The sequence below is a fragment of the Rhizobium sp. PAMB 3182 genome, from assembly GCF_052908355.1.
Map to the genome: position 1 here is coordinate 1,961,633 of NZ_CM128607.1, position 23,346 is coordinate 1,984,978.

The 23,346-nt window shown below is 63.0% G+C and carries 22 protein-coding genes; 7 read left to right on the forward strand and 15 right to left on the reverse strand.

Annotated features, from left to right (window positions below):
• Positions 1-2 precede the first annotated feature (2 nt).
• The 6 genes from ACU5AZ_RS09775 to ACU5AZ_RS09800 form a co-directional block, all read right to left on the reverse strand.
• On the reverse strand, positions 3-794 hold the full coding sequence (locus tag ACU5AZ_RS09775) for a DeoR/GlpR family DNA-binding transcription regulator (RefSeq protein WP_446825797.1): 792 nt from the start codon (positions 792-794) through the stop codon (positions 3-5).
• 129 nt (positions 795-923) lie between these two features.
• Entirely contained in the window at positions 924-1,874 is a 951-nt protein-coding gene (locus tag ACU5AZ_RS09780) for a substrate-binding domain-containing protein (protein WP_446825798.1), read from the reverse strand.
• 113 nt (positions 1,875-1,987) lie between these two features.
• A complete protein-coding gene (locus ACU5AZ_RS09785; protein WP_446825799.1) occupies positions 1,988-3,007 on the reverse strand; it encodes an ABC transporter permease in 1,020 nt (339 codons plus the stop codon).
• The gene (locus tag ACU5AZ_RS09790) at positions 3,004-4,548 is read right to left on the reverse strand and encodes a sugar ABC transporter ATP-binding protein (RefSeq protein ID WP_446825800.1); all 1,545 of its coding nucleotides are present in this window, start codon (positions 4,546-4,548) and stop codon (positions 3,004-3,006) included. The genes ACU5AZ_RS09785 and ACU5AZ_RS09790 overlap by 4 nt, the downstream gene beginning before the upstream one ends.
• Before the next feature lie 32 nt (positions 4,549-4,580).
• The gene (locus tag ACU5AZ_RS09795) at positions 4,581-5,330 is read right to left on the reverse strand and encodes an SDR family oxidoreductase (protein WP_446825801.1); all 750 of its coding nucleotides are present in this window, start codon (positions 5,328-5,330) and stop codon (positions 4,581-4,583) included.
• Positions 5,331-5,354: 24 nt separating this feature from the next.
• On the reverse strand, positions 5,355-6,872 hold the full coding sequence (locus tag ACU5AZ_RS09800; RefSeq protein ID WP_446825802.1) for a UxaA family hydrolase: 1,518 nt from the start codon (positions 6,870-6,872) through the stop codon (positions 5,355-5,357).
• A 115-nt stretch (positions 6,873-6,987) separates the two neighbouring features.
• Here ACU5AZ_RS09800 and ACU5AZ_RS09805 point away from each other — a divergent pair, with 115 nt between their 5' ends.
• From ACU5AZ_RS09805 to ACU5AZ_RS09815, 3 genes are read left to right on the forward strand one after another with little or no spacing between them, the layout of a single operon-like run.
• On the forward strand, positions 6,988-7,695 hold the full coding sequence (locus tag ACU5AZ_RS09805) for a GntR family transcriptional regulator (protein ID WP_446825803.1): 708 nt from the start codon (positions 6,988-6,990) through the stop codon (positions 7,693-7,695).
• A gap of 39 nt (positions 7,696-7,734) precedes the next feature.
• Positions 7,735-8,787, forward strand: coding sequence for an aldo/keto reductase (locus ACU5AZ_RS09810; protein WP_446825804.1), 1,053 nt, complete (start codon positions 7,735-7,737; stop codon positions 8,785-8,787).
• A complete protein-coding gene (locus ACU5AZ_RS09815; RefSeq protein ID WP_446825805.1) occupies positions 8,777-9,208 on the forward strand; it encodes an RbsD/FucU family protein in 432 nt (143 codons plus the stop codon). The genes ACU5AZ_RS09810 and ACU5AZ_RS09815 overlap by 11 nt, the downstream gene beginning before the upstream one ends.
• A gap of 63 nt (positions 9,209-9,271) precedes the next feature.
• Here ACU5AZ_RS09815 and ACU5AZ_RS09820 read toward each other — a convergent pair whose 3' ends face one another.
• Entirely contained in the window at positions 9,272-10,441 is a 1,170-nt protein-coding gene (locus ACU5AZ_RS09820) for a nucleotide sugar dehydrogenase (RefSeq protein ID WP_446825806.1), read from the reverse strand.
• 156 nt (positions 10,442-10,597) lie between these two features.
• Complete coding sequence (locus tag ACU5AZ_RS09825; protein WP_446825807.1) at positions 10,598-13,075, reverse strand: heavy metal translocating P-type ATPase; 2,478 nt, start codon at positions 13,073-13,075, stop codon at positions 10,598-10,600.
• Between the two features lie 198 nt (positions 13,076-13,273).
• On the opposite strand from ACU5AZ_RS09825, the gene ACU5AZ_RS09830 reads away from it, so the two are divergent.
• Positions 13,274-13,501, forward strand: a complete 228-nt coding sequence (locus tag ACU5AZ_RS09830; RefSeq protein WP_446825808.1) for a heavy-metal-associated domain-containing protein — start codon at positions 13,274-13,276, stop codon at positions 13,499-13,501.
• 118 nt (positions 13,502-13,619) lie between these two features.
• On the opposite strand, the gene ACU5AZ_RS09835 is transcribed toward ACU5AZ_RS09830, so the two are convergent.
• Positions 13,620-14,726, reverse strand: coding sequence for a hypothetical protein (locus ACU5AZ_RS09835; RefSeq protein WP_446825809.1), 1,107 nt, complete (start codon positions 14,724-14,726; stop codon positions 13,620-13,622).
• Positions 14,727-15,057: 331 nt separating this feature from the next.
• On the opposite strand from ACU5AZ_RS09835, the gene ACU5AZ_RS09840 reads away from it, so the two are divergent.
• From ACU5AZ_RS09840 to ACU5AZ_RS09850, 3 genes are read left to right on the forward strand one after another with little or no spacing between them, the layout of a single operon-like run.
• Complete coding sequence (locus ACU5AZ_RS09840) at positions 15,058-15,975, forward strand: hypothetical protein (RefSeq protein WP_446825810.1); 918 nt, start codon at positions 15,058-15,060, stop codon at positions 15,973-15,975.
• A gap of 20 nt (positions 15,976-15,995) precedes the next feature.
• Positions 15,996-17,180 (forward strand): amidase, encoded by a 1,185-nt coding sequence (locus ACU5AZ_RS09845; protein ID WP_446825811.1) that lies wholly within the window; start codon positions 15,996-15,998, stop codon positions 17,178-17,180.
• A gap of 6 nt (positions 17,181-17,186) precedes the next feature.
• A complete protein-coding gene (locus tag ACU5AZ_RS09850; protein WP_446825812.1) occupies positions 17,187-18,026 on the forward strand; it encodes a GNAT family N-acetyltransferase in 840 nt (279 codons plus the stop codon).
• A 22-nt stretch (positions 18,027-18,048) separates the two neighbouring features.
• Here ACU5AZ_RS09850 and thiD read toward each other — a convergent pair whose 3' ends face one another.
• The 6 genes from thiD to thiC form a co-directional block, all read right to left on the reverse strand.
• Complete coding sequence (gene thiD, locus ACU5AZ_RS09855; RefSeq protein ID WP_446825813.1) at positions 18,049-18,813, reverse strand: bifunctional hydroxymethylpyrimidine kinase/phosphomethylpyrimidine kinase; 765 nt, start codon at positions 18,811-18,813, stop codon at positions 18,049-18,051.
• Entirely contained in the window at positions 18,804-19,409 is a 606-nt protein-coding gene (locus ACU5AZ_RS09860; protein WP_446825814.1) for a thiamine phosphate synthase, read from the reverse strand. The genes thiD and ACU5AZ_RS09860 overlap by 10 nt, the downstream gene beginning before the upstream one ends.
• Positions 19,406-20,179, reverse strand: a complete 774-nt coding sequence (locus ACU5AZ_RS09865) for a thiazole synthase (RefSeq protein WP_446825815.1) — start codon at positions 20,177-20,179, stop codon at positions 19,406-19,408. Before ACU5AZ_RS09865 ends, ACU5AZ_RS09860 begins: the two co-directional genes overlap by 4 nt.
• Before the next feature lie 2 nt (positions 20,180-20,181).
• Positions 20,182-20,379 carry a sulfur carrier protein ThiS gene (gene thiS, locus ACU5AZ_RS09870; protein ID WP_446825816.1) on the reverse strand — a complete coding sequence of 66 codons (198 nt, stop codon included), beginning with the start codon at positions 20,377-20,379 and terminating at the stop codon, positions 20,182-20,184.
• The gene (thiO, locus tag ACU5AZ_RS09875; RefSeq protein WP_446825817.1) at positions 20,376-21,356 is read right to left on the reverse strand and encodes a glycine oxidase ThiO; all 981 of its coding nucleotides are present in this window, start codon (positions 21,354-21,356) and stop codon (positions 20,376-20,378) included. Before thiO ends, thiS begins: the two co-directional genes overlap by 4 nt.
• A 163-nt stretch (positions 21,357-21,519) precedes the next feature.
• Positions 21,520-23,337, reverse strand: a complete 1,818-nt coding sequence (gene thiC / locus ACU5AZ_RS09880; RefSeq protein WP_446825818.1) for a phosphomethylpyrimidine synthase ThiC — start codon at positions 23,335-23,337, stop codon at positions 21,520-21,522.
• Positions 23,338-23,346 lie beyond the last annotated feature (9 nt).

Consider the following 23,346-nt stretch of genomic DNA (forward strand, 5'->3'; position numbering starts at 1 on the left):
AATTATTGCCGTCCCGAATTTCGTTCTGTAGCGACCGAAGTTTCGATCAGCCGGACATCGCTTTCGCTGCAGACGTCCCGGATTGCCGCCGACGGACAATGGTCGGTGATGAAGGTGTGGACCTGGGAAATATGCCCGATGCGCACCGGCGCCGTGCGCTCGAACTTGCTGGCATCGGAGACGAGAATGACGTGGCGCGCATTGGCGATGATCGCCTGCGCGACTTTCACTTCGCGGTAGTCGAAATCGAGAAGCGCGCCGTCCTCGTCGATCGCCGATACGCCGATGACGGCGAAGTCGACCTTGAACTGGCGAATGAAGTCGACCGCCGCCTCGCCGACGATGCCGCCGTCCGAGCCGCGGACCACACCGCCGGAAATGACCACCTCGATCGACGGGAAGACCCGCAAGCGATTGGCGACATTGATGTTATTGGTGATGACCATCAGTTCCTTGTGGTCGCTGAGCGCTTCGCCGACCGCTTCGGTGGTTGTCCCGATGTTGATGAACAGGGAGGAATTGTCCGGGATGATCGCGGCAGCGGCCTGCCCGATCGCCTGCTTTTCCGCAGCCGCCATCGACCGGCGCGCTTCGTATTTGACGTTTTCGTTTCCGGTCGGAAACAGCGCGCCGCCATGGATGCGCGTCAGGGCACCGGCGTCGCAGAGATCGTTCAGGTCCTTGCGGATGGTCTGGGGCGTCACGGAAAAGCGGGCGGCGAGCTCGTCGACCAGGACACGGCCTTGGCCCTTGGCAAGCTCGACGATCTCCGTCTGGCGGCTGGTGAAATGCATGGTCCCCCCTCATGAACTTGCGCTTTTTGCGTTCATCCTAGGGAAAAATGAAAGCGGAGCAACAGAAATGCGAAAGGCCCGGCGAATACCGCCGGGCCTCCCCTCATGGACCTTGGTCCGCCGTATGGATCAATCGTAGAGAACGGCGGCGATCTTGGGATCTTCCATGTTGGACTTGTCGTACCAGTAGAAGCCGGTGTCGATGTGCTTCTCGACCGGCTCGCCCTTGACGGCGGCGACGGCAGCCTTGACGGTCTCATAGCCGATGCCGACCGGGTTCTGGGTGATCGCGCCGGCCATCACGCCGTCCATGATCGCCTGCTTCTGACCCTTGCCGGAATCGTAGCCGATAACGATGATCTTGCCGACATTGCCGGTTTCCTTGACGCCGTTGACGACGCCGAGCGCCGAGCCTTCATTGGCGCCGAAGATGCCCTTGATGTCGGGGTTGGCGGCAATGATCGACTTGGTGATTTCGGTCGACTGAAGCTGGTCGCCGGCACCGTACTGGATGTCGACGATTTCGACGTTCGGGTGCTTTTCCTTCATCTGGTTGACGAAACCGTCGCGTCGGTCGATGCCGGTGCGCGAGGTCTGGTCATGCACCACGAGAGCGACCTTGCCGGAATCACCGATCATCTCGGCCATCTTGTCGGCGGCCATCGCCGCTGCGGCGACGTTGTCAGTCGAGCAGGTGGTGACCGGAATGTCGCTATCGACGCCGGAGTCGAAGGCGATGACCGGGATGTTTTCCGACTGCGCCTTCTTCAGGAGCGGGATCGCCGCCTGGCTGTCAAGGGCGGCAAAGCCGATGGCGCGCGGATGCTTTGCAAGTGCGGCGCTCAGCATGTCGATCTGCTTGTCGACCTGCGCTTCGGTATCGGGACCTTCGAAGGTGACTTCGACGCCGAGATCGGCGGCGGCCTTGTCGGCACCGGATTTCACGGCCTGCCAGAACTGGTGCTGGAAGCCTTTCGAAATCAGCGGGATGTACATCTTCTCTTCGGCGCTTGCGCCGCCGGCGGCTGCAAGCATGGCCGTCGCGCTGACGAGCCCCAGGATAGTGCGTCTTGTGAACATGTGTTCCTCCTCAAGTTAACGTTCACTCAGTCTTCGTATTCCATTCCAGGGGCTCTTCACCCCTTCTTGCCTCCGCCGACCTCCTCAGAAGACGGAAGCAAACTCTTGTCCGGTCAGACGCGCTTGCGACGGACCATGTCGGCATAGACGGCCGCAATGATGATCGAGCCGGTGACGACCGTCTGCCATTCCTGCGGCATGGACAGGATGCGCAGGCCATTCAGCAATACGGACATGATCAGCGCGCCGATCACCGTGCCGAGGATAGTACCGCGGCCGCCGGAGAGCGACGTTCCGCCGATCACCACGGCGGCGATCGCGTCAAGTTCGTAGCCCTGTCCGAGCGCCGGCTGGGCGGAATTGAGGCGCGAGGCGATGACAAGGCCGGCAATGCCGCAAATGCCGCCGGCAAGCGCGTAGATCGCCATCTTCCAGCCATCGACATTGACGCCCGAGAGGCGCGCGGCCTCCTCGTTCGAGCCGAGCGCGAAGCAGTAGCGGCCAAGGACCGTGCGTCCGAGAATGTAGGACGCCAGCCCCGCGACGATGAACAGGATGATGACGCCGTTGGGGACCGGAACGCCGGGGAAGATATCGCCGACGATCGATCCCGTCGAGATCAGCGAGAATCCCGGCGTATCGTTGAAGTAGATCGGCTTGGTGCCGGAAATGACCAGCGACAAGCCTTTCAATATCAGCATCATGCCGAGCGTGGCGATGAAGGGCGGCACCTTCATCTTGGCGATCACCGTGCCGGAGACGAGGCCGACGCAGGCGCCGGTGCCGATCGCGGCAATGATGCCGAGCGGCAGCGGCATGCCCGCATAGGTCAGCACGACACCGGCGATGACGGCGGTAAAGGTCATCAGCGTGCCGACCGACAGGTCGATGCCGCCGGTGATGATGACAAGCGTCGCGGCCACCGCCAGGATGCCGTTGACACTGGTTGCCTGCAGGATCGCCAGAATGTTCGACGTCTGCATGAAGTTCGGCGAGGCGATCGAGAACCCGGCGACAAGCACGATCAGCGAGGCGAAGGCCCAGATCTTCTGCTGTGCGGAGGAAAAGCGGCCAGGTGCTTTCGGGGCGGCCTGAGCCGGCGTCTGCGGTGCCGTTGCTTCCTGATTGGTCATCCTGCCCTCCTGGCGCTTGCTTCGTTCTGATCACCGGCCGCCATCGACTCGCGCAGCGTCGCCAGGTGCATGATGTCTTCCTGTTTCGTTGCCGAGCCGCCCGGCAGGATGCCGGTCAAGCGCCCTTCGCACATCACGGCAATGCGGTGCGACAGGCGCAGGACTTCCGGCAGCTCCGAGCTGATGACGATGATCGCCTTGCCGCTTGCGGCAAGCTCCATCAAGAGATCGTAGATTTCCGACTTGGCGCCAACGTCGATGCCACGGGTCGGCTCGTCGAAGATGAGGATGTCGCAGTCACGCAGCAGCCATTTGGCAATAACCACCTTCTGCTGGTTGCCACCAGACAACAGCCGGACCTCCTGACGATCGGACGGGGTGCGGATGCCGAGCTGGCGGATGTAGCCGACGGCGGTCTCCTGCATTGCCTTTTCGTCGAGGCGTCCAAGCCCGCTGGTATACTGCTTGAGCGAGGCGAGCGTGATGTTGGCACGCACATCCATGCCGACGGCGAGGCCGAAATGCTTGCGGTCTTCGGAAAGATAGCCGATGCCGGCCTTCACCGCGTCATGCGGTGTCCTGATCTTGCAGGGCTTGCCGTGCACATGGACTTCGCCGGATTCGAGAGGATCGGCGCCGAAGATCGCACGCGCGACTTCGGTGCGGCCAGCGCCCATCAATCCCGCAAAGCCGAGGATCTCGCCCTTGCGGACCGAAAATGACACGTCGCGAATTTCGCGGCCGCGATTGAGCCCGCGCACTTCGAGCGCCACCTCGTTGGCCGACGTATCGGGAACGGTGAGCGCCTCGTCCTTGACCTCGCGGCCGACCATCATGGCGATGATCCGGTTGATCGGCGTATCCGCCGCCTCGACGGTTCCGACCCATTCGCCGTCGCGCATGACGGTAACGCGGTCGGCGATGCGCTTGAGTTCATCCATCTTGTGGCTGATGTAGACGACGCCGACGCCTTCGGACTTCAGCTTGCGGATCATCGCGAAGAGCTCGGCGATTTCGGCATCATTCAGCGCGGCGGTCGGTTCGTCCATGATCAGGATGCGCGAGCGATAGGAAAGCGCCTTGGCGATTTCGACCATCTGCTGCTTGGCGATGGTAAGCCCGCCGACAACGACTTCGGGACTGAGCTTCAGGTGCATGGCGGAAAAGATGTCGGCGGCCTGGCGGTTCAGCGTCTTCTCGTCGAGACGGCCGAAGGACAGGCGCGGTTCGCGGCCGATGAAGATGTTCTGAGCGGCCGTCAGGTCATTCATCAGGCTGAGTTCCTGGTGGATGATGCCGATGCCGGCCGCCTGTGCCGCACGCGGGCCGTCGAGCGTGACGGGAGAGCCGCCAACGAAAATCTCGCCTTCGTCGGGCTGGTAGATGCCGGACAAGATCTTCATCAGCGTCGACTTGCCGGCGCCGTTTTCTCCCATCAATGCATGCACTTCGCCGGGCTTCAGGTCGAAGTTCACGCTCTTCAGGGCATGGACGCCGGGAAACCGCTTCTCGATCCCCCGCATTTCCACCATGTTTTCCATTCTCGGCCCTCCCATGCCTTGAATGTTCTTCGTCAGATCGTCACACCACCATCAACCAGCAATGCCTGACCACTGACGAAGCGACTTTCGTCGGAGAGAAGATAGACGACCATCGGCGCGATGTCGTTGACGGTCGCCAGCCGGCCCATTGGCTGGCGGGCGATGAAGTCCTTTTCCGCCTGCACCGGATCGGCGGCGGACGCGATGCGGCCGCGCAGCGACGGTGTGTCGACGGTTCCCGGGCAGAGCGCATTGCAGCGCACGCCCTGCTTGACGAAATCAGCAGCGATCGCCTTCGTCAGGCCGATGACGGCGGCCTTGCTCGCTCCGTAGACGGCCCGCAGCGGGAAGCCTTTGATCGAAGACGCCATGGACGCCATGTTGAGGATCGAGACGGCGCCGGTCACCTGGGCCTGCTCGATCATGCCCGGCAGAAGCGCGCGGCACATGCGCATCATGGCGGTGACGTTCAGGTCCATGGAAAAGGCCCAGTCCTCGTCGCTCACGTCCAGAATGGAGCCGTGATGGACGAAGCCGGCGCAATTGAAGAGACCGTCCAGCGGCGGCAACTCGGCGGCAAGCGCCTTTATGTCGGCCGGCTTGGTCACGTCCAGAAGACGCGTTTCGATGGCGGGATTTTCCTTGGCCAGTGCGGCCAGCGTCTCCGCATTGATGTCGGTCGCGATCACCTTCGCGCCTTCGGCCGCGCAGGCCAGCGCGGACGCCTTGCCGATGCCCTGGCCGGCAGCCGTGATCAGGATGGTCTTGTCTTTCAGTCTCATGCCACTCCTCCCCGAGCCCGGCGCCTACATGACCGCGCCGATTTGCCAGGGCACGAATTCCGCCCCGCCAAAGCCCAGTTCCTCGCTTTTCGTTTCTTCGCCTGAGGCGACCCGGATAATCAGTTCGAAGAGTTCGCGACCCTTCTCCTCGATGCTGACGCCATTCGTGACGATGTCGCCGCAATTCAAGTCCATGTCGTCCTTCATCCGCTCGTACATTTCCGAATTGGTGGCGAGCTTGATGCAGGGCGTCGGCTTGTAGCCGGAGACCGAGCCGCGGCCGGTCGTAAACACGATCAGGTTGGCGCCGGACGCGACCTGGCCGGTGACCGAACAGGGGTCGAAGCCGGGGCTGTCCATGAAGACGAAGCCCTTCTGGTCGATCTTCTCGCCGAACTTGTAGACACCGCGGAGCGGCGCCGTGCCGCCCTTGGCGACCGCGCCCAGCGACTTTTCCAGAATGGTGGTCAGGCCGCCGCGCTTGTTGCCGGGCGACGGATTGTTGTCCATCTCGCCACCGTTGCGGGCGGTGTAGTCCTCCCACCAGCGGATGCGCTCGATCAGCTTCTCGCCGACCTCGACCGTTTCGGCGCGGCTCGTCAGCAGGTGCTCGGCACCGTAGATCTCGGAGGTTTCGGAAAGGATGGTGGTGCCGCCGTGGCGCACCAAAAGGTCTGAGGCGTAACCCAGGGCCGGGTTGGCAGTGATGCCGGAATAGCCATCAGAGCCGCCGCACTGCATGCCGATGACGATTTCGGAAACCGGCGCCGGGCTGCGGACGGCGCGATTGGCGAATTCGGCCACGCCGCGCAGTTCTTCCAGCCCCTTCTCGATCGTCTTGCGGGTGCCGCCTTCGTGCTGGATCGTCATGTAGCGCAGCATGCCGTCCTTGCGGATGCGGCGACCGCCGACGAGATCGGGGATCTGCATGACCTCGCAGCCAAGGCCGACGAGCAGGATGCCGCCGAAATTCGGGTTCTGCGCATAGCCGGACAGCGTGCGGAACAGGGTCGCGTAGCCCTCGTCCTTGCCGGACATGCCGCAGCCGGTGCCGTGGACGATCGGCACGATGCCGTCGACATTCGGGAAGGCATCGAGCATTCCGGATTTCTCGGCCGCCTCGGCGATGAACCGGGCGACCGAGCCGGAACAGTTCACCGACGTCAGGATGCCGATGTAATTGCGGGTGCCGACCTTTCCGTCTGCGCGGTGGTAACCCATGAAGGTGCGCTTTTCGGTGATTTCCGGCAGCGGGGTATTCCGGCTTGCGAAAGCGTAATCCTGGGTGTGTTCACCCATGCCGAGATTGTGCACATGAACATGTTCGCCAGCGGCGATGTCCTGCTTGGCCTGACCGATGATCTGACCGTAGCGCAGCACGTTTTCGCCGGCCGCAATCGCGGTCGTCGCGATCTTGTGTCCGCGCGGAACGGCCTGGGAGAGCGTCACGCCCTCGACCACACTGCCGGCCGCCAGATCGTCAAGCGCGATCACAACGTTGTCGTCAGCCTGCAGGCGAATGATCTTCGCGGCAGCGTTCATCCGGAAACTTCCTCCCATGCTCGTCCCGTATTCAAGTTCGGGATTGAACAAGAGGTAGCTTGACTTGGAAGAGCTGTCAACTAACATGTTAGTCAGCAGGAGGACAATTCGAGACATGACGGAAACGCTGGATGCCGCATCATTGACGGCCATTTCAGACCTGCCCGGTTCGCTGGCGCAGCGGGTCTATCAGTCGCTTCGCGATGCGATCCTGTCGCTGGCGGTTCCGCCGGGCGCGGTGCTGCGCAAGAGCGTGATCTGCGAGGAACTCGGCGTCTCGCGCTCGCCCGTGTCGGAAGCGATCGCCCGCCTCTCCTCGGAAGGGCTCGTCGACGTCATTCCGCAGTCGGGCACGCGCGTGTCGCGCTTCTCCATCGACGAAATCCGCGAGGCCGCCTTCATGCGCGAGGCGCTGGAGCTTGCCGCCGTGGCCAAGATCGCGACCGATAGAACACCCGAACAGCTGGCGCAGCTGACCCGCAACCTGCGCCTGATGGAGCTTCTCGCCGAAGACAACGATCAGGCGGGCTTCTACAAGGAGGACGAGGCGTTTCACGCGCTGATGATGGAGTTTACCGGCTTTCCCGGCCTTGCCGCCGCCGTCGCGACCATCTCGCTGAAGCTGAAGCGTCCACGCATCCTGCTTCTTCCCTCGCCGGGCCGATCGGCCGAAGTGATCGCCGAGCACCGGGAGGTGCTGGAGGCGATCCGCGAAGGCGACGCCGAAAAGGCGCAGGCTTCACTCCGCTTCCATCTCAGCCAGCTGGTCAGCCGTTTCGACCCGCTGGAAAAGCAACACCCCGAATTCTTCCGCCCGAAATAGGGCGGCAGCAACAACCAGAATGCCCCACGGGAGGACATCATGAAACCATCCGACATCCGTCTCCTCAACGGGAGAACCAAGACGCCCGTGCCATTGACCCGCATGGGCTTTGGCGGCGCGCCGCTTGGCAATCTCTACCGCAAGGTCAGCGACGAGGACGCCCAGTCCGCCCTTCTGGCTGCCTATGACGTCGGCGTGCGCTATTTCGACACTGCGCCGCAATACGGGCTCGGGCGCTCGGAGGAACGCTTCGGAAAGGCGATGAAGGTTTTCGGCCGCGACAACATCCAGCTGTCTACGAAGATCGGCCGGCTGCTTCTCGACTGCGAGCCGGACGAAGTCACGCCGGAAGCCTTCGTCGACGTGCCGCAGAAGCGCATCGTCTTCGACTACACCTATGACGGCGTGATGCGCAGCTACGAGGCGAGCCGCGGGCGGATGGACATCCGCAATGCCGACATCCTGCTCGTCCATGACGTCGACGTGTTCTCTCAAGGGTCGCAGGAGAAGAGCGACGCAAAGGTCCGCGAACTCTTCGACGGCGGCGGCTACAAGGCGCTGGTCGAACTGCGCGACGCAGGCGAAATCGCCGCAATCGGCGCCGGCGTCAACGAATGGCAGGTTTGCGAACGCCTGCTCGGGCTCGGGGATTTCGACTGTTTCCTGCTCGCCGGCCGCTACACGCTTCTGGAACAGGAAGCGCTCGACAGCTTCCTGCCACTCTGTGAACGCCGCGATGTCGGCATCATTCTCGGCGGCCCCTACAATTCAGGGATCCTGGCGACGGGTGCGATCGAGGGCGCCAAATATAATTATGCGCCGGCGCCGGAGCCCATCCTGGAGCGGGTCCGTCGGATTGAGGAGGTTTGCAGGGCGCACGACACGAGGCTGATCGCGGCCGCCCTGCAGTTCGTCTTCGGCCATCCCTGCGTCAAGACCGTGATCCCGGGCGCCGTCAACGCCGACGAGGTCAAGGCAAACGCCAAGCTGATGGAAACCCGCATTCCGGACGCGTTCTGGTCCGACCTGAAATCGCAAGGCCTGGTTCGCGCCGATGCGCCGCTACCGACGGAGACTTCACATGCTGCGTAACATTCCGCAAATCCTGTCGCCGGAGCTGCTCTACACGCTGCGGGCCATGGGCCATGGCGACGAAATCGTCATTGCCGACGCCAATTTTCCGGGCTCCAGCATTGGCCCCGACTGCTTGCGCCTTGACGGCATTTCGGCGACCAATACGCTGAAGGCGATCCTGACGGTGATGCCGCTCGACACATTCGTGCCCGATCCGGCACTGACCATGCAGGTGGTCGGCGATCCTGACGCCGTGCCGGAGGTCGTGGCGGAGTTCCAGTCGCTGATCGATTCGACGGCGGACAATCCCGCGAAGATCGGCTCGCTGGAGCGCTTCGCCTTCTACGAGCGCGCGAGCACCGCCTTCGCGATCGTCCAGACCGGCGAACAGCGGCTTTACGGCAATATCATCCTGAAAAAGGGCGTCATCGGCCCATAACTGACGCCCGGGCAAAGTCGCCGCTCCCGTCCACAACGGCGGGCGGCGGCTTTTCTTTGCGCTTCAGAGGTCGCCGCCGAAGATGTCGCGGGTATAGACCTTGTCCTTGACGTCATCGAGTTCCGGATGGAAGCGGTTGGCCAGGACGACGTCCGACATCGACTTGAACTCTTCCAGATCGCGCACGACGCGGGAATGGAAGAACTCCTCCTCCTTCATGGCCGGCTCGTAGAGCACGACATTGATGCCCTTGGCCTTGATGCGCTTCATTACGCCCTGAATGGAGGAATCGCGGAAATTGTCCGACTCTGCCTTCATCGTCAGGCGGTAGATGCCGACGACGCGCGGGTTCATGCGGATGACGCTCTCGGCGACGAAATCCTTGCGGGTCGAGTTAGCCTCGACGATCGCCCGGATCAGGTTCTGCGGCACTTCGCTGTAGTTGGCGAGCAGCTGCTTGGTGTCCTTCGGAAGGCAGTATCCGCCATAGCCGAAGGAGGGATTGTTGTAGTGCGTGCCGATACGCGGGTCGAGGCTGACGCCGTTGATGACTTCGGAGGCATTGAGGCCGTGCGTCGCGGCATAGGTGTCGAGCTCGTTGAAATAGGCGACACGCATGGCAAGGTAAGTGTTGGCGAACAGCTTGACCGCCTCGGCCTCGCTGGATCCGGTGAAGAGAACCGGGATGTCCTGCTTGATGGCGCCCTGGCACAGAAGGTCGGCAAAGACCTTCGCGCGTGCGGACTGCTCGCCGACGACGATGCGGGACGGGTAGAGGTTGTCGTAAAGGGCGCGGCCTTCGCGCAGGAACTCCGGAGAGAAGATGATGTTGTCCGACTTGAACAATCGGCGGACCGAATCCGTGTAGCCGACGGGGATGGTCGACTTGATGACAATCGTCGCCGCCGGATTGACCGAGATCGCGTCGCGGATCGCGGCCTCGACGGCGCGGGTATCGAAATGGTTGGTCACCGGATCGTAGTTGGTCGGCGTGCCGATGATGACGAAATCGGCACCGGCATAGGCATCGTTGATGTCTGTCGTCGCGCGGAGATTGAGCTCCTTCGTCGCCAGATATTCCTCGATCTCCTTGTCCACCAGCGGTGATACGCGGCGGTTGATCATGTCGACGCGGCTTTCGGAAATATCGACGCCCACGACCTCGTTGTGCTGCGCCAGCGTGATGGCGTTGGAAATGCCCACATAGCCGAGACCGGCAACCGTAATTTTCATGCCCTGCTCCAAATGTCGCGCGTTCGGGCCGGGTCCAGCGCGCGCACCCGGCGGCGCTGTCGTCTATCCAGTTCCAGCGACATTTGTGTGACGCGGGAGCTGCCGGCGGAAAGCGGTTTCCTGTTGCGCGCCAGCAATCATATCCGACCGATCAGGTCAAGCTTTCACCACCGCCGGACGTGTTTCGGCAAGGACCGGCCGGACGAAGCGCAGCCGCAGGGCATTGGTCAACACGAAAACGGACGACAGAGCCATGGCGCCTGCGGCAATGACCGGCGAGAGCAGGATGCCGTAGGCCGGATAGAGAACGCCGGCGGCCACCGGGATGAGAAGCACGTTGTATCCGAAGGCCCAGAACAGGTTCTCCTTGATATTGCGCATCGTCCGCCGGCTGATGTCGAAGGCGTTGACGACACCGCCGAGCTCACCCGACATCAGAACCACATCGGCGCTTTCGATCGCCACGTCCGTTCCCGTGCCGATGGCGAGGCCGACATCGGCGCTGGCCAGAGCCGGCGCGTCGTTGATCCCGTCGCCGACAAAGGCAAGCTTGCCGTGCGCCGCCTGCAGCCGCTTCAGGGCCTGTACCTTGCCGTCCGGCAGGACTTCGGCGACGATGTCATCGATCCCCAGTTCGGCGGCGATCGCCTCCGCCGTGCGCCGGTTGTCGCCGGTGATCATCGCGATCTTCAGCCCGAGCCGGTGCAGGGCGGACACCGTGGCGCGCGCCGACGGCTTGATCGGGTCGGCGACACCGATGGCGGCGGCCGCGCGACCATCGACTGCGGCGTAGAGCGGTGTGCGTCCGGCAGCCCCGAACTTCGCGCCGGTCTCTGTGAGCGGGCCAAGATCGATGCCTTCCGCTTCAAACAGCCTGTCCGCGCCGACCAGGACCTCGCGGCCATCAATGTTGCCCTTCAGCCCCATGCCGGTGACGGAGGCAAAGTTTTGCACTTCCGAGCGTGCAAGTCCCTTCGCATCCGCTGCGCGGGTGATGGCTGCTGCAATCGGATGTTCTGACAGGCTTTCCAGGGATGCGACGAGGCTGAGGACTTCCGCTTCCTCCAGCCCATCGGCCACGACGATATCAGTAAGTTCCGGCCGACCGACGGTCAGCGTTCCGGTCTTGTCGAAGGCGACGATCTGGCTTTCATGCAGCGACTGCAGCGCATCACCCTTGCGGAAGAGCACACCGAGTTCGGCCGCGCGGCCACTGCCGACCATGATCGATGTGGGGGTGGCCAGTCCCATGGCGCACGGGCACGCGATGATCAGGACGGCGACTCCGGCGACCAGGGCATAGGTGAGATCGGGACCGAAGATCAGCCAGACGACAATGGTGGCGACCGCTACGGCGATGACCGCCGGAACGAACCAGGAGGTGATCCGGTCGACCATGCCCTGGATCGGCAGCTTCGCGCCCTGGGCCTGTTCGACCATTCGGATGATCTGCGACAGCATGGTGTCGGCCCCAACCTTGGTGGCCTTGAAGGTCAGCGAACCCGTGCCGTTGACCGTGCCGCCGGTGACCGCAGCACCCTCGCGCTTTTCGACCGGCGCCGGCTCGCCGCTGATCATGCTTTCATCGACGAAGGAACTTCCATGGACGACTTCGCCATCAACGGCGATCTTCTGCCCCGGCAGCACGCGGATGAGGTCACCGGGGACGATGTCATCGATCGAGACCTCGACGAAGGCTCCGTCACGCTCGACCTGCGCCGTCTTTGCCTGAAGGCCGATGAGCTTGCGGATGGCTTCGCCGGTCTGTCCCTTGGCGCGCGCCTCGAGGTAACGGCCGACGAGGATCAGGACCACGATCATCGCGCCTGCCTCGTAATAGACGTTGCGAGTGCCCGGCGGCAGAAGGCCCGGGAAGAAGGTCGCGATGACGGAAAAGCCCCAGGCGGCCGAGGCGCCGAGCGCAACCAGCGAGTTCATGTCGGGCGCGGCCTTGAACAGGGCCGGAAATCCGATCGTGAAGAAGCGGCGACCGGGCCAGGCAAGAACGATCGTGGTCAGGACAAACTGGATCATCCAGCTCGTCTGCATGCCGATCGTCGCGTGCAGCCAGTTGTGAAAGGCGGGGACGAGATGGCCGCCCATCTCCATGACGAAGACCGGCAGGGTGAGAAGGCCGGCGATGATCGCCTTCTTCCTCAGTTCCGCCGCCTCACTCGCCTTCCGGTCCCTGCCCTCGTCCGCGGTGGCACTTGACTTTATCTTCGCGGGATATCCGGCCTTTGCCGATGCCTCCGTCAGCTGTCGCATCGAGACGGCACCATCGACGAAGCGAACCGTCGCCGTTTCCGACGCCAGGTTCACAGACGCATCCAGCACTCCGGGAACGGCGGAGAGCGCCTTTTCCACCCGCTTGACGCAGGAGGCGCAGGTCATGGATTCGATTTCCAGGGTCACGGTGTCTTCGACTGCGGGATAGCCCGCCTTCTCCAGCGCCGCGACGAGCGGCGCACTGCCGGCAGGGCCGTCATACTGAACCTGCGCCGTTTCCGAGGCGAGGTTGACAGCGGCGGACTTGACGCCAGGCACCGCCGAAAGCGCCTTTTCGACCCGCTTGACGCAGGATGCGCAAGACATGCCCTCAACCTTCAGCGTCAGTGTTTCCGAAGAAGACATGGTCCCCTTCCTTTCATTGAAAATTCCCATTGGCACTCAAAATAATCCTTCCCACAATGGGAAGGTCAATAGCGATGGCCGGATGATTTTCGGAAAGGGAAAATTGAAGGCACACTTGACCTTCCCACGGTGGGAAGCCCTAAGTTCATCAAAGCGGCATTGTCAGTGATGCCGAACGGATCGAGAAAGGATACCATCATGAATGGCGACAGCACGCAGACTTCCGCAGCCACGACAGTCTTTCATGTCCCGGACATGACCTGCAATCACTGCGTTGGAACGATAAAGTCGGCGCTCGCGGAACAGATGCCCGAGGCGCCGGTGGCAATCGACCTCGGCAAGGCCGAGGTCCGTGTTGGCGGCGACAAGGCGCGGGCAGAATCCATCATTCGCGACGCGGGCTACACGCCGAGCGTGGTCGGCTGACACCGTGGACCGACAGAGCCCGACACCTCTGGCGGTCGGCTTGCACGATGTTGGTTTTTGGTAAGAGAACGGTGGACCGGCAGAATGTCCCGGTCTCCGTGTCACAAACTTGCGGGACTTACTCTTCGCGCAGCTTGCGAACGCGCTGGATATGCTTGGTGAGCCGTTCCCTCGGAGTGAGGTTCTGGCGCTTCTTTTCAGAGGCTGCGATCGACTGTTCCCAGCGCGATTTCTGTGACGGCGGGCGCTCGCGCTCTTCCGGCACATTGCTGTTGCTGGCTCTCATGAACCAGCCTTCCGTCGCGGGCGAATCCACCGCAAACACGGCTTCTGCCGATTTCTGCTGCTGCAAGGGCGTGCCCTGCTGCACCGGCCTGCGGAGAGGCGCCTCCTGATGCTGCGGTGTGGGTCGCGGCCGAGCGGCCGGTGCCATCGGCGCGGCGCGGGTTTGCAAAGGCGCAACGGCGGGTTTCGGCGCGGGCGCAGGCGCAGGCACGCGCTGCTGATGCTGCGGCACGCATTCGCCACTGCCCCCGACGCGGCCGATCAGGATCGAATAGACGCGCAGAACCTTCTTCTGGATGATCTCGTGATCCGGCGACGCCTGGATGGCATCGCGGACCTGCACGAATGTGGAGAACATCGCGTTGAAGAATGTCCAGAAATTCTGTTCGCCGAAGTAATGATAGTCTTCGCGGATTGCCATCATCCGTTTCAGGTAATGGTCGATGCGCGCCATAGCCTCGATTTCGAGAACGCCCGCACCCATGACAGCATCTGCGGCGGCCTGTACAGCTTCCACGGCCTCATCGATCTCACTCTCGTCGCTTTCGACAATCCCTTCGCTTTGCAACCGAAGCGAGATCGCCTCAAGGATCGCCAGGTTCGTCGCGGAGAAGTGACGCTGGAAATGTGGCTCGGCGCGCGAACCGAAATGCTTTGCCTCAAACGTGTCGGCGACAACGTCCAAGCACTCCATCCATCCATTGCGGACAGACAGCTTACGTAACGGAAGGTGGCTGATCTCGACCTTGATGTCTTCGCAGAGGCCACGCAAATTGTTCTGCAACGCGGCAAAAGATGCATATTGCAAGGATTGAGTAACATCTTCAATCACTTGCCAGACGAGAACCGATTGATTGCTGGCCACGTGCGGAATAATGGCCATGGCATTGCCCAATAATGCCGAGCACAAATTCTGAAGCCGCTCCGCTTTATCGACCAATTCAATGCCCCTGAACAATTTCTAACCCGTTATATCTTTAATACACGATTTCACCACATTCACGCCACACTTAATTTACACGCTTTAGTTACCATTTTTGGGCCTAATGACCCACCTTCCGTTACGTTATGATTTTTGGTATATGGTTGTCATATATCGGAAATTTCTAATTTTCGAATGCAAACCCGGCTTCTCAGAAACTGGCATCGAGCAATTGGCCCCACGTTCGCGGAAAGGCCTTTTTCTCGATATCGGGCTCAAAAGGAGGCCGGAGACCCATGCTCGCTTTACGCGATTCGTTCGTTAGACATTCAGATCTTCGTGCAGGATAATGATCAGTTCACCCTCCATCGCCGCTCAGCCCGCCGGAAGTCGTCATGGAAGCCCGTTTTCGGCCGTCGAGCTTGCCGCCCATCCGTCGTTCCCGGCAGTCGACCAGGACCTGGCACGCCACCTGATCGCCATTCATCGCGAGACGCCGAAGCTTGCCAGACTGAAGGCATCGCATCGCAAATGGCTCATGACGCAATCCCTGTTCACGCTCTGCCTGGAGCGCAACGAGGCCGATCCGCTTTCCGGCCTGACGATTTCCCGTTTCATCGATATCGCCACATCGATCGGAGCCGTCAGCCGCAACACGGCGGAGTCGTTCATCAAGGAAATGCTGACCTACAAGTTTCTGGAAAAGATACCGAACGATCGCGACCGGCGCTTTCAGATCCTGACAATCACCGATGTCAGCTACGACGCGATGGAAAGCTGGTTCAACGGCCACATGAAGGGCCTGGACCGTCTCGACGGCGGCGACCGATTTGCGACCTGCACGAACGAGCCCCGGATATTCCGACTTTCACAGCCGCGTTCCGCGGAGAGGCTGGTCAACAACCCGGTCTGGCGGCACCCGGCCGACAGCATAGGCGCCTTCCTGCATTCAGACCTCGGCGGCATGGTATTGCATGAACTCATGTCACATATCACCGATTTCCGTCACGAGCAGGACAGGGTCCGCGTCGCGCAGATCTCCATCGCACACATTGCGCGCACATACATGGTGTCCGTTTCGAACGTGAAGCGCATGTTCAAGCGGGCCGAGGACGCCGGTCACCTGACCTGGGGCGACGAAAGCCGGAAAAAGACGCTTTGGCTCTCCCGAAGCTTCATCGACGACTACCTTGGCTGGCAGGCGGAAAAATTCGCGGCCCTGGACGAGGCATTTCATTGGAGCATCGGGCAGTTGGCAGACGGCTGATTTTGGGCCACAACTATGCCATGCTGATTGATCACGACCCACTCCACGCCTTCCTGCCCTATCCCGCCGTTCCGGTCGCCAACGCCGCCGACGGACCGCTCGCCGGCCTCACCCTTGCCGTCAAGGACCTCTTCGACGTCGAGGGATACAGAACCGGTTGCGGCTCGCCGCTGAAGCTGGCGGCAAGCGACATCAAGGACAACAACGCGCCCGCCGTGCAGGCTCTGCTTGATGCGGGCGCACGCTTCGTCGGCAAGACGCATACCGACGAACTTGCCTGGTCGCTCTACGGCATGAACCCGCATTTCGGCACGCCGGTCAATCCCGCCGCACCCGACCGCATTCCGGGCGGGTCATCGTCCGGTTCAGCCTCGGCGGTTGCCGGCGGCCTCGTCGATGTCGCTCTCGGAACGGACACCGGCGGCTCGATCCGCGCGCCGGCAAGCTTTTGCGGCATCTGGGGATTGCGGCCGACGCATGGCCGCATCCCGCTTGCCGGCTGCATGGAACTCGCCGCCAGCCTCGATACCTGCGGCTTCTTCGCCCGTGATGGCGAAACGCTGATGAAGGTCGGCACAGTCCTGCTAGAGGCGGATGCGGTCGCCCTGCCCGAAACGCCGCGCTTCCTGCAGCCGATCGACATGATCGAACCCTTGCCGGCGGCGAGCCGTACGCTCTACGACACCTTCTTCTCCGCCCTGCCCGCTGCGATGATCACCGTATACCCCCAAGGTGGAGCGGAGGCGCTCTACCGGGCTTTCCGCGTCGTCCAGACCTGCGACATCAAGCGGTCGCAACTCGATTTCATCCTCGAAAGCGGCATGCCGCTGGCGCGCGGCCTCGACGACCGGGTCGCGTTCGCCCAGGCCGTGACCGAAGAACAGGAGAACGAGGCCATCGCGCTTCGTGAGGAGTTCCGCACGGCGATCGACGCGCTGCTCGGCAGCGACGGCGTTCTTCTTGCGCCAGCAGTCCATGACGCTCCCTTCCGGCTGGATGCGCCCGCCAGCGTGTTCGACAGCTATCGCCACGATGCGATGCAGCTCCTCTGCGTTGCCGGAATGGCCGGACTGCCACAGGTCACCTTTCCGGCCGGCTGGATCGAAGGCGCGCCTTACGGCCTTTCGCTGATCGGGCCGCGCGGGTCCGATCGGTCGCTGATGGCCGTTGCGGCGCGGCTTTTCGCCGACCGCAAGGCGGGCTAGGCGCCGATGTCCTCGCCGATCGTCAGGCCGCTCACGCCGGAAGAAGTCGCCGAACTGGTGTCATGGGCGGGCGAAGAAGGCTGGAACCCCGGCCTCAACGACGCGAGAGCCTTCGCCGCAGCGGATCCCGAGGGATTCATCGGCTGCTTCGTCGACGGCGCCATGGCCGCCGGCATCTCGGCCGTGCGCTACGGACCGGATTTCGGCTTTATCGGCCTCTACATCTGCAAGCCGGAACACAGGGGCAAGGGTTATGGCCGGCGCGTCTGGGATGCGGGAATGGCAACACTTGCCGGTCGCACGGTCGGCCTCGATGGCGTTCCGGAGCAGCAGGCGAATTATGCCTCGATGGGCTTTGCGCCGGTGTACGAAACCGTCCGCTGGAGCGGAAGGATCGCTCCCGCATCTCCGAGCGAGCAGACGCGGCTCGTTTCGGAGCAGGACGACCTTGAGAACATCATTGCTTTCGACCGGGCCTATTTCCCCGGCCCTCGCACAAGCTTCCTCAGCCTCTGGCTCACCGAGCCGCACTGGACGCGCGCGATTTTCCGGGACAAAAACTTAGCCGGCTACGGAGTTTTGCGAAAATGCCTGGACGGCTTCAAGCTCGGGCCGCTTTTCGCCTGCAATCACGCGGCGGCCAAAGCGCTGCTGCAGGATCTCGCCTGCGATTGTGGCGGGGACACGATCCATATCGACGTTCCGGCGCCACAGACCGAATTCTCGCGCCACCTGATGGACATCGGCTTTTCCGCAGGCTTCACCACCGCGCGGATGTACCGTGGTCCGGCCCCGAACATCGACATGAACGGCATCTTCGGCATTTCGACGCTGGAACTCGGTTGAGCGAGGAGGCCCGTCGCCGGTCTCACCCGCCGTCGGCTTGAGCTCGAAACGCATCCGTCAGGAACGCTTTCGCCTGCTGAACGGCCGTTTCCAGCGTCTGCCCCCGCACGAGACCGGCAGCAATGGCGGTGGCCAGCATGCAGCCCGTCCCGCGTATTGTCGCAGGATAGCGCGGTGAGACATAGATCTTTGGCGCGCCGTCCGGGCGTATCAGCGTATCGACGGCATCCGGCCCGTCGGAGTGCCCGCCCTTGACCAGGACCGCCGCCGCGCCCTTGACCAACAGCGCTCGCGCCATATCGGTCTCATCTTGCTGAAGACGCGGACCGAGCACGTCGGCCAGCGCGTCCAGTTCCGGCAGGTTCGGCGTCACCAGCGCGGTCAAAGGCAGAAGCCGGTCGACCAGCAGCCGCGTCGCATCGGGCTCCAACAGAGGCTTTCCCGAGCTCGAAACGAGAACTGGATCCAGCACAATCGGGATATTTCCGACTCCGGCTAAGGAACTTGCGACCGTATCGACGATTTCAGCCGTCGCCAGCATGCCGATCTTGACGGCGCCGATACTGCCAGCCTCAAAGGCAGCGCGAATCTGGCTTTCGACGAGGGCGGCCGGCATGGGCTCGACGGCGCGCACCTCATCATGCGTCTGCGCGGTGACGGCTGTGATGGCCACCGAACAGCGTATGCCGAAAACGGACGCCGTCTCCACGTCGCTAACGACGCCCGCGCCACCGGAGGAATCGGAGCCGGCGATGGCGAGCAGCCGCGGCGCGGTGTCTACCGCCATGGCGCCGTCCGTTCGATCCATTCGCGCGTGCGGGCTTCCGGATCGGCATTCAGCGTGATGTCGGTGACCACTGCGGCGCTGTCGGCGCCGTTCCGGAAGACGCCGTCCAGCCGCTCCGGATTGAGGCCGCCGATGGCAACCAGCGGCAGAGGCGCCACCGCGTCCTTCCAGGTGCGGATTCGCTCCAGCCCTTGCGGCGCCCATTTCATCTTCTTCAGGATGGTCGGGTAGACGGGGCCCAGAGCAACATAGTCCGGCTTGGCCGAGAGAGCCGTGTCCAGTTCCTCGCCGTCATGGGTGCTGACGCCAAGCTTCAATCCCGCGCGGCGGATCGCATCGAGGTCCGCTTCCGCCAGGTCTTCCTGGCCCAGATGAACGAAGTCGCAGCCTTCCTCGATCGCAAGCTTCCAGTAGTCGTTGACGATCAGCTGGCAGCCATTGGCATCGCAGACCGCCTTCGCGCGGCGGATATGGGCGCGGATTTCGTCCTCCGCCTTGTCCTTGATGCGCAACTGCACGAGCTTGACGCCAAGTGGCACGAGGCGTTCGATCCAGTCGGCGTTGTCGACGATGAGGTAGAAGGGATCGAGCCTCAAGAGAACACCGCCCTGCCGATCACCGGCGTCGAGGGCACCGCCATGGCGCGTGGTTCCAAAAGACCGGCGGCATGGGCCATGGCGCCGGCGTCGATCGCGTCGGCAAAGGCCTTCGCCATGGCGACCGGATCGGCCGCGCCGGCAACCGCCGTGTTCAGCAACACCGCGTCATAGCCGAGTTCCATGACCGCGGCGGCGTGCGACGGCCGGCCAATGCCGGCATCGACAATCAGCGGCACATCCGGGAACCAGGCGCGGAGCGATTTCAGGGCGGCGGGATTGACGGGCCCCTGCGCGGAACCGATCGGCGAAGCCCAGGGCATCAGCACGCGGCAGCCGGCATCGAGCAGCCGCTCTGCAACGACGAGGTCGTCGGTCGTGTAGGGGAACACCTGGAACCCCTCGCCCGACAGGATGCGTGCGGCCTCGACGAGACCGAAGACGTCCGGCTGCAGCGTGTCGTGGTTGCCGATCACCTCCAGCTTGATCCAGTCGGTGGCAAAGAGGTCGCGGGCCATCTTCGCCGTCAGCACCGCTTCCTTGACCGTGTGGCATCCGGCCGTATTCGGCAGCACCTTCACGCCGAGGTCGCGAATGATGTCGAAGAATTGTCCGCCGCGCGCGCCGCCCGCCGTTTCCCGGCGTAGCGAGACGGTGACGATTTCCGTGCGGGAAGCCTTCACCGCCTCGGCCATGATGGCCGGGGACGGATAACGGGCCGTGCCGAGAAGCAGGCGCGAGGAGACCCGCGTTTGATAGAGCGTCAGCATGCTCAACCTCCCTGCATGGGGGACAGGACCTCGATCCGGTCGCCATCGGCAAGCACGCGCTCTCCGCGTTCGCTGCGCGGCACAAGCTCGCCATTGACAGCCGTCGCCAGCCAGTCGCCTTCGTAATCCAATGCTGACAGAAGGGCCGCCAGCGTTTCCGCCGCGATGTCCTGCTCTTCGCCGTTGATCAACAGTTTCATGCCGAAACCTCCATTGCCGGTTGGCTGCTTTCGATCCCCGCTGCCAATGTCTCCGCCAGATACGGCGCCATCAGGAAGCCGTGCCGGTACATGCCGTTTATGGAAAAATGCCGGCCCGCTCCACTGATGCGGGGAATGTTGTCGTCGTAAGCCGGGCGCACGCCGCTGCCCGTCTCGATGAGATCGGCCTCGCCGAAGGCCGGGTGAAGCGCATAGGCCGCATTCAGCAGTTCCATCACCGAGCGGGCCGTGACCGGCCCCTCGCGATCGCTTTCGATCATCGTCGCGCCGACCATGAAGCGATGGCCGGGCTGTGGTGCGACATAGAGCGGTATGCGCGGATGCAGCAGCCGCACCGGACGCGACAGGCTGACCTCCTCGGTCCTCAGATACAGCATTTCGCCGCGCACGCCGCGAAGCCGGCTGGTCGCCCCGATCCGGGCGGCCCCGGTGCAGTCGATCACCCGGTCGAAGCCGCTGTCCGGATAACTGGGGCTTTCGAAACGGAAGATTGCGCCGGATGCACGAAGGCGCTGATAGAGCCCGGCCAAAGCAGCGCGGGGGTCGACATGCGCCTCGCCGGGGAAGAAGAGGCCACGGCGGAACCGTCCGGCCAGCGCCGGTTCCAGCCGGGCGATCTCCTCTTCTCCGACCGGTTCGAAATGGCTGGTCCGGCTGGCAAAGCGATCGAGTTCCGCATTGTCGCGGGGTTGCGCGACAACCAGCGTTCCATTGCGGCCCACCACGTCCGGGACCGCTTGGCCCCACCATTCGAGCGACATGGTTCCGGCCTCGACCACCTGCCGGTCGGCGCTTTCGCCCTCGCACCAGGGCGCGAGCATGCCGCCGGCGAAATGCGAGGCACCAAGGCCGATGGCCGCTTGCTTCTCGGCGATCGTCACGTCATGGCCGCGCCGCACGAGCGCATGCGCCGCCGTGAGGCCGGCAACGCCGGCCCCTTTGATCAGGATACGCATAGTCGCAGCTCCGTCTTTCCCCTCCCCAACCCCTCCCCACGAGGGGGAGGGGCTTTACCGCCGGCGCCTCGCGATAGCAAACTGGCCAGGCGTTGCCGGAAGTTTTCTCCCCCCTTGTGGGGGAGATGGCCGGCAGGCCAGAGGGGGTATCCTCGCGGGGTCATCATTTCACCACCTCATCGACCGGCATGTAGAGGTCGCCGCCCTCGCGGTATTTTGCCGCCATGGCCTCCATGCCCTCCTTCTGCGCTTCGGCACGGATGTCGTGGGAGATGCGCATGGAGCAGAATTTCGGCCCGCACATGGAGCAGAAATGGGCGACCTTGTGGGCCTCCTTCGGCAGCGTTTCGTCATGCATGGAGCGGGCCGTCTCCGGATCCAGCGAGAGGTTGAACTGGTCCTCCCAGCGGAATTCGAAGCGGGCGCGCGACAGCGCATCGTCGCGGATCCTGGCGGCCGGATGGCCCTTGGCGAGATCGGCGGCGTGGGCGGCGATCTTGTAGGTGATGACGCCCGTCTTCACATCGTTTCGGTCGGGCAGGCCCAGATGCTCCTTCGGCGTGACGTAGCAGAGCATCGCCGTTCCGAACCAGCCGATCATAGCCGCGCCGATGCCCGAGGTGATGTGATCGTAGCCGGGCGCGATGTCGGTCGTCAGCGGCCCCAGCGTATAGAACGGCGCCTCGCCGCAGACGGCGAGCTGCTTGTCCATGTTCTCCTTGATCTTGTGCATCGGCACATGGCCGGGGCCTTCGATCATGACCTGGCAATCCTTCGCCCAGGCGATCTGCGTCAGTTCGCCGAGCGTCTCCAGTTCGGCAAACTGCGCGGCATCGTTGGCGTCCGCAATCGAGCCGGGACGCAGGCCGTCGCCGAGCGAGAACGACACGTCATAGGCGCGGCAGATGTCGCAGATTTCCTCGAAATGCTCGTAGAGGAAGCTTTCCCTGTGATGATGCAGACACCACTTGGCCATGATCGAGCCGCCGCGCGACACGATGCCGGTGACGCGGTTGACGGTGAGCGGGATATAGGACAGCCGGACGCCGGCATGGATGGTGAAATAGTCGACACCCTGCTCCGCCTGCTCGATCAGCGTGTCGCGGAAAACCTCCCAGGTCAGATCCTCGGCAATGCCGCCGACCTTTTCCAGCGCCTGGTAGAGCGGCACCGTTCCGATCGGAACCGGCGAGTTGCGGATGATCCATTCGCGGATGTTGTGGATGTTGCGCCCGGTCGACAGATCCATGACCGTGTCGGCGCCCCAGCGGGTCGCCCAGACCATCTTCTCGACCTCTTCGGCCATGGACGAGGTGACGGCAGAATTGCCGATATTGGCATTGATCTTCACCAGGAAGTTCCGGCCGATGATCATCGGCTCGGCTTCCGGATGGTTGATGTTGGACGGAATGACGGCGCGGCCACGGGCGACTTCCTCGCGGACGAATTCCGCCGTGACGAAATCCGGGATCGCCGCGCCGAAGCTCTCGCCATCGCGGGCGAGCTGTTCCTTCAGCGCCTTGCGGCCAAGGTTTTCGCGGATGGCGATGAACTCCATTTCCGGCGTGACGATGCCGGCGCGGGCATAGGCGATCTGGGTGACGGCCCTGCCGTCCTTTGCCCGGCGCGGCGTCTGCAGGTTGGGAAACTCCGGCGTCAGGCGTTCGCCGGTGGCAAAGCCGTTATCCTCCGGCTTGACAATACGGCCTTCGTATTCCTCCGTGTCGCCGCGGGCGGTTACCCAGTCGGCGCGCAGGCGCGGCAGGCCCTTTTCGATATCGATCACTTGCGCCGGGTCCGTATAGGGACCTGAGGAATCATAGACCGTGACCGGCGGTTCGCCGGCGGTCGGATGGACGGCGATCTCACGCATCGGCACACGGATATGCGGATGGATTTCGCCCGGCTTGTAGACCTTGGTGGACGCGGGCAGCGGTCCCTTGGTGATGTCGGGGGTGATATTCTTGGCGGCAATGTTCATTTGAGGCTC